Source organism: Pseudorhodoplanes sp., from assembly GCF_050250235.1.
Taxonomy (GTDB): Bacteria; Pseudomonadota; Alphaproteobacteria; order Rhizobiales; family Xanthobacteraceae; genus Pseudorhodoplanes.
In genome coordinates this window covers 1-5647 of sequence record NZ_JBFWPA010000244.1, presented here as the reverse complement: position 1 = coordinate 5647, position 5647 = coordinate 1, and the positions used below count along the sequence as shown (strand labels likewise).

Annotated in this window: 10 protein-coding genes and 1 pseudogene; 8 read left to right on the top strand and 3 right to left on the bottom strand. The window is 56.8% G+C overall.

Annotation, left to right across the window (positions count from 1 at the left end; translation table 11 throughout):
• Positions 1-125: 125 nt before the first annotated feature.
• Positions 126-443: pseudogene (locus AB7F49_RS37760) on the top strand (integrase core domain-containing protein); the annotation flags it as partial.
• 58 nt (positions 444-501) lie between these two features.
• On the opposite strand, the gene AB7F49_RS37755 reads toward AB7F49_RS37760, so the two are convergent.
• Positions 502-654, bottom strand: a complete 153-nt coding sequence (locus AB7F49_RS37755; protein WP_428532639.1) for a hypothetical protein — start codon at positions 652-654, stop codon at positions 502-504.
• Between the two features lie 263 nt (positions 655-917).
• Here AB7F49_RS37755 and AB7F49_RS37750 point away from each other — a divergent pair, with 263 nt between their 5' ends.
• From AB7F49_RS37750 to sdhD, 7 genes are all read left to right on the top strand, one after another.
• Positions 918-1628: a hypothetical protein gene (locus AB7F49_RS37750; RefSeq protein WP_428532636.1), complete on the top strand. Its 711-nt coding sequence runs from the start codon at positions 918-920 to the stop codon at positions 1626-1628.
• Positions 1629-1765: 137 nt separating this feature from the next.
• Entirely contained in the window at positions 1766-1969 is a 204-nt protein-coding gene (locus tag AB7F49_RS37745; protein ID WP_428532633.1) for a hypothetical protein, read from the top strand.
• A gap of 117 nt (positions 1970-2086) precedes the next feature.
• Positions 2087-2461 (top strand): DUF488 domain-containing protein, encoded by a 375-nt coding sequence (locus tag AB7F49_RS37740; protein ID WP_428532630.1) that lies wholly within the window; start codon positions 2087-2089, stop codon positions 2459-2461.
• Between the two features lie 36 nt (positions 2462-2497).
• A complete protein-coding gene (locus AB7F49_RS37735; protein WP_428532627.1) occupies positions 2498-2698 on the top strand; it encodes a DUF6522 family protein in 201 nt (66 codons plus the stop codon).
• Positions 2699-2810: 112 nt separating this feature from the next.
• Complete coding sequence (locus AB7F49_RS37730) at positions 2811-3650, top strand: succinate dehydrogenase iron-sulfur subunit (protein ID WP_428532624.1); 840 nt, start codon at positions 2811-2813, stop codon at positions 3648-3650.
• 4 nt (positions 3651-3654) lie between these two features.
• A complete protein-coding gene (gene sdhC, locus AB7F49_RS37725; RefSeq protein ID WP_428532621.1) occupies positions 3655-4110 on the top strand; it encodes a succinate dehydrogenase, cytochrome b556 subunit in 456 nt (151 codons plus the stop codon).
• A 5-nt stretch (positions 4111-4115) separates the two neighbouring features.
• Complete coding sequence (sdhD, locus tag AB7F49_RS37720) at positions 4116-4502, top strand: succinate dehydrogenase, hydrophobic membrane anchor protein (protein WP_428532618.1); 387 nt, start codon at positions 4116-4118, stop codon at positions 4500-4502.
• A gap of 71 nt (positions 4503-4573) precedes the next feature.
• Here the strand turns inward: sdhD and AB7F49_RS37715 are convergent, their stop codons facing one another.
• Together AB7F49_RS37715 and AB7F49_RS37710 are read right to left on the bottom strand one after the other, a co-directional pair.
• Positions 4574-4924 (bottom strand): DUF1515 family protein, encoded by a 351-nt coding sequence (locus AB7F49_RS37715; protein ID WP_428532615.1) that lies wholly within the window; start codon positions 4922-4924, stop codon positions 4574-4576.
• Positions 4925-4996: 72 nt separating this feature from the next.
• Positions 4997-5647 (bottom strand): molybdopterin cofactor-binding domain-containing protein (locus AB7F49_RS37710; RefSeq protein ID WP_428532612.1); only part of this gene is annotated, 651 nt, incomplete at its 5' end.

The window sequence follows — 5647 nt, the reverse complement described above, 5'->3', positions numbered from 1 at the left end:
CTTCTCCAAAGTGTTGATTCGACAACTTCACTTTAGAGATCTGCGGCCCGGCCCTGACCGCCTGCCTGCGTGATGAGCGCCGCAGTCGGTCAGGGCCTCCATCCGAACTGTTCCTGATGTGCTACGGTACCGAGTTCACCTCGAATGCCATCCTGAGCTGGGCAAAGGGTCACGCGGTGGACTGGCACTATATCGCACCTGGACGACCGATGCAGAACGGCTACATCGAGTCCTTCAACGGCCGGATGCGTGACGAACTTCTGAACGAAAGCCTATTTGTCGATCTCGATCAGGCCCGTCAGCTGATCGGCGACTGGGTTACCGACTACAACACCGCGAGGCCGCATTCCTCGCTGGGCTATAAAACGCCGGTCGCCTATGCCGGTACACTCACCGCGCCGAAGGGCGTAACATTGGCCGAGACTCTAATCGCCGCTGGATGAAAGTTCAGTGGCAGGTCAGCGCAGACACGCAATTGTTCCATTCTCGCATCCGACGGTTCTAACTTGAAAAACGGGTCTGAGTGTCGGGGCGGGTGATCTTGAGCGCGTCGCTCGCGGGAAATGTTGCCTCCAGTTCTCGGTCCAATTCTATGTCGAGCTTCTCTTTCGCCGCTTCCTCGTCGTTTTTCGTTTGTTTAAGACGTTTTTGCATGGGTGGCTCCAACGGAGATTATGCGCTTCCTTCGTTTGTCGAAGCATGCCGCTTTTTAGCTATTTAAAAGCTTGCGATAATCAATGTCTTGCCGAGGGCAAAATACCTTCTATTGCGCCTAGTATTTTGCTCCAACAGATCAAGCAACAATAATTATGAACTGAAATGGCAATTAATTTCGTTTGTCGCATATCATCGCAGATGAAATATGAGGTGCAGGAAGCGGTCACCGGATGTGACCGTAACTTTTGCAGGAGGCGTTAATGTCAGGGATTGCGTCACAGGGAGCGCTCAAGGATCGCCGAACGTTTCTGGCCATCGGCGGCGCAGTTGCTGCATTGTTTCCGATAGCCGGAATCGCCCTCGCCGAGACGCGTCATCCGCACTCCGTCGCGGCGGAAAATCGGTCTGGGACGAAAGAAGCAGCCCGCACTTACAAGACGTCACAGACAGCCGCTGCCTTACGAGATGTATGGATTGGCCACATATTCTGGGTAAGGGCCATGTCGGCCGCCGCCATCGACAAGAACGAGCTGGCGATGAAGGTCGCCGAGCAGCAAGCTGTCGCAAACGCCCGATCTATCGCCGACACGATCGAACCGTTTTACGGTTCAGCAGCCAAAGACAGCTTCTTTAAGCTTCTCGCGGGCCATTACGGGGCGGTCAAGGCGTATCTCGTGGCGACTGTAGCCGGTGACGGCTCCGGCCAATCAACGGCGACCGAGGCCCTTACGAACAATGCCGGCGCAATCGCGACTTTTCTGAGCAAGGCAAACCCGCATCTGCCGAAAGATGCCGTACAAGGCTTGCTACTAGCTCATGGCAGTCATCACATTCAACAGATCCAGCAACTGATGGATCGCAAATACGACGCCGAAGCCCAGACCTGGGAAGAAATGAAGAAACACGTTTATCAAATCGCGGATGCGACAGCCGATGCGTTGGCGAAGCAGTTCGCCAAGAGGTTTGCTTGAATTGTCACCGTCCGCTCGCGACGAGGATGATGACGATTGTTCCTCCCGACTGTGTGCCGGTTAATCGACCGCGGGGACCGGCACCAGTCGGCGGGCTAGAAAGAGTTATGAGGCTTCTCTCCGTCATGACTATGCTCATGACGGTGCCGCAAGTCCTGGCGATCTGGATCGGTGGTAACGTTGCAGGAGTCTCACTTGTGTCGTGGACCTCCTACCTTTTCGCCGCGTGCCTGTGGTTTGTTTACGGAATACAGAAGCGCGACAAGACAATCTACCTGGCATGCGTCGGATGGGTGCTCCTTGATGCCGCTGTGGTCATCGGCATCGTCGTTCACGGTTGAACTATACACTGCGGTCTTGTACCAGAGGTCGGTCACGTGCCACTGCGTCCGGCGGCACACAAGCCTACGCAGCGAAGCCGGTCCGGCGAGCAGCATCTTGGCTTTGGAGAAAGCGCGATGAAGAGCAAGGTGCCGGCGAAGAATGTTAAGCTCAAGCGCGCCTATGATGAACCTGCGGCAGCAGACGGGGTGCGGATCCTTGTCGATCGGCTTTGGCCGCGAGGAGTGAAGAAGCAGGCGGCAGCGATCGATCTGTGGATCAAGGACCTCGCGCCCAGCACCGAGTTGCGGAAATGGTTTGGTCACGAAACCGCCCGCTGGACTGAATTTGAGCGCCGCTACGCTGCGGAGGTTCGCCAGCATGTGGACATGCTCGACAAAATACGCAAGCTAGCGCAGCGCGGTACCGTCACGCTTATTTACGCCGCGCGCGACCAGGAGCACAACGAGGCGGTGATTATCCGGGACATGCTGGTTGGCTCCCTTAGGTAGCGTTCGGCAAGTATTTCGACGGCAAGAGGCGTCATCATGGGAATGATCGAATTTCAAGCCGGAGCCATTCAGATCGACTCCAAGGTGATAGGGGAAGGTCTGAATATGGACCCTTCGGTCGTTCAAGAAATCATACGTGAAGGCAAAAATACCAGTCGATGCGAGCGCGGCATCGAAGAAGACGAGGGGCGTTATCGATTAACGTTTTTAGCACGCAACGTCGCTTTCGCATCGTAATCGATTCAACGGGAACCGTGATCCAGCGTTCGACGATTAACTTCTCTGACCGAACTCTTCTCGCTTCTGCGCGAAAGCCAGGCTGAGAGTTCCAGCAGGCATTGGACATATCATGATCATCGAGTCCTCGGATCAGATCTCCCGCACCACATTTCTCAAGCGATTTCCCGTTCCGAGGAATTTTGGCGTTGCGCCCGAATCGCGAATTGGGCGCGGCAAAGCTTGGTCCTCCCCGGCCAAGGCAAAGCGCGTGAAAGCGTTCGAAATCTACCGATATGATCAGGATTCCGGAGAAAACCCGCGGCTCGACACTTTCGAGGTTGATCTCGACGATTGCGGTCCGATGGTGCTCGATGCCCTAATCTGGATCAAAGACAAAGTCGATTCGACACTGACCTTCCGCCGTTCGTGCCGCGAAGGGGTCTGCGGCTCCTGCGCCATGAACATGGACGGGACAAATTGGCTAGCCTGCACGCGCTTCATCTCAGACCTCGGCAACCCTGCGAAAGTCTATCCGCTCGCGAGCACGAGCATCATCAAGGATCTCGTTTCCGATCTCACTCATCTCTATGCGCAGTATGAACTGATCGAGCCTTGGCTCCAGTCTAAGACACCGGAGCCGCACAAGGAACGCCTTCAATCCCATCAGGAGCGTAGCGAACTCGACGGCTATTACGAGTGCATTCTGTGCTTCTGCTGCACTTCCGCCTGCCCGAGCCACTGGTGGAATCCAGGCCGCTTTCTGGGGCCCGCCGCGCTCCTTCAAGCTTGGCGGTGGCTCACCGACAGCCGCGACGAAGCCACCGAACGGCGCCTCGACAACCTGGAGGATCCATTTCGGTTATATCGGTGTCATACGATCCTGAACTGCACCCGCACCTGCCCGAAGGGGCTAAATCCCGGCAAGGCAATTGCTGAGATCAAAAAGAGGATGATCGAGCGCCGGAGCTAAATGCATGATCGGCCAGGAAGAACAGAATGACCGGAAACGACGGCCGTCTCAAAGCGCCGAGAAGGGCGGACTTGTCCTCCGGCCTCGACCGTTGTCTCCCAACATTCAAATTTATCGCCCGCAGCTCACTTCCGTCCTGTCGATTGCCAACCGGATCACCGGGATCGCTTTGAGCCTTGGCGCCGTTGGTCTGGTCGCGTGGCTGATCGCGGCGGCGGCAGGGCCCCAAGCCTTTGCCGCCGCGCAGGGCGCTCTCGCATCGTGGATTGGCCAGGCCGCTTTGTTCTGCTTCACCTTCGCCTTCTTCCTGCATCTCTGCGGCGGGATCAGACATCTCGTGTGGGATACCGTGCACTCGTTCGATCTCCGGTCGATCTACCTCGGCGGGTGGACGGTCGTTGCCGCAAGCGTCGTGCTTACAGCAACGGCTTGGATCGCCAGCGTTTTCATGGCGGGATGAAACGGATGACGGTCCGCCGCACACGCTCCCCTCTTAGCCGTGCGATCGGACTCGGGTCGGCAAAAACAGGTGTGGAGCATTGGTTGGCGCAGCGCGTCTCCGCCGTGGCGCTTGTCCCGCTGACTCTTTGGTTCGTCGCTTCCATCATCAGCCATACTGGGAGCGGTTACGTCAGCTTTGTCACATGGCTTCAAACGCCCGCAGCCATAATCCTCACCATTTTAATTTTGATCTTCCTTTTCCACCACACCGCCCTAGGGCTACAGGTGGTGATCGAGGATTATGTCCACTCCGGTGCAAGGTTCGCCGCTGTTATCGCGGTGCGCCTGTGCTGCTTTGCGCTCGCTGTCACAGGGATCATCGCGGTATTGGAAATCGCTTTTGGTGGTTGAGAGTCGATGAAACGATCTCGCAAGTGCAAATCGACTAAAGTTCGGGTGATGGTGAGCAGCCTTCCGGTTGTCTAGCGAAACAACGAAAATAGCCAGGCAATGATCTTTCCAGCAAATAGCGAAACAATCCAGCCAAGCGCTGTGATGATGCTGGTCCCGAGTGCGAACGCGCCCGCGATCTTCCAGCGCGTCACCGCATAGCCGGTGACGATCGGCTCCATGGTTGCCACGGTTCTGGCCAGCGGCTTCATGTCGGCCACGATCTTCCCGACGCGTTCACCAATGTTTTCAAGTCTATCGCGATTCTCTTGGTGCTGCTCAGCTGACGTATTGCGAACGTCGGCCACGGACGCAGAGAGGCCTCGGACCTCCGCCTCGATGTTGCCGATGACGCGGCTGATCTCGTCAAGTTTGTTGGGCATGGGTCCCCGCTTTCGCGGGGACGAGCGGTCGGTGAGGCAGTGTACCGAACCCAACTCATCGCGCTTTAGTTGCTATTTCGATGTCGCTGCCTTCACGCGATCCGACGTAAAAGGAATCTCCCGAACCCTGGCTCCGACGGCGTCGTAAATGGCATTGGCAATTGCCCCTGCCACGGGGCAGGATCCCAACTCCCCGGCACCAGCAGGGGGAAGGTCGGGTCGGTTGATAATCGCCACCTCGACGTCCGGCACCTCCGGAAATGTGAGGATCGGATAGCTCGCCCAGTCCAGGGACGTGATGCCATTTGAATCGAACATCACTTGCTCTTTGAGAGAGCGACTGGCGGCCTGAATGATGCCGCCTTCAATCTGGTTTTTTAATCCGTCCGGGTTGATGACCAACCCGACATCCACTGCCGCGTAGATCTTCTTTACGTGTACTTCCCCTGACTTTCGATCCACCTCCACATCGGCGACGACCCCGATATAGGAGCCGTGGTATGCGAGGGCCACCCCTCTTCCGTGCCCATTGAGTTTCTCTCCAGACACGTGAGGTGTCCACTTCGCCAATCTCGCAGTCTCTCTGACAATATCCGATCGGCGGGTATGACCCTTCAAGTGCTGCATTCGGAAGTCCACCGGATCGCGCGCCGCCGCTACGCTGAGTTCGTCCATGAACGACTCCACAGCGAAGAAAACCGAGAAATCTCCGACAGCACGCAG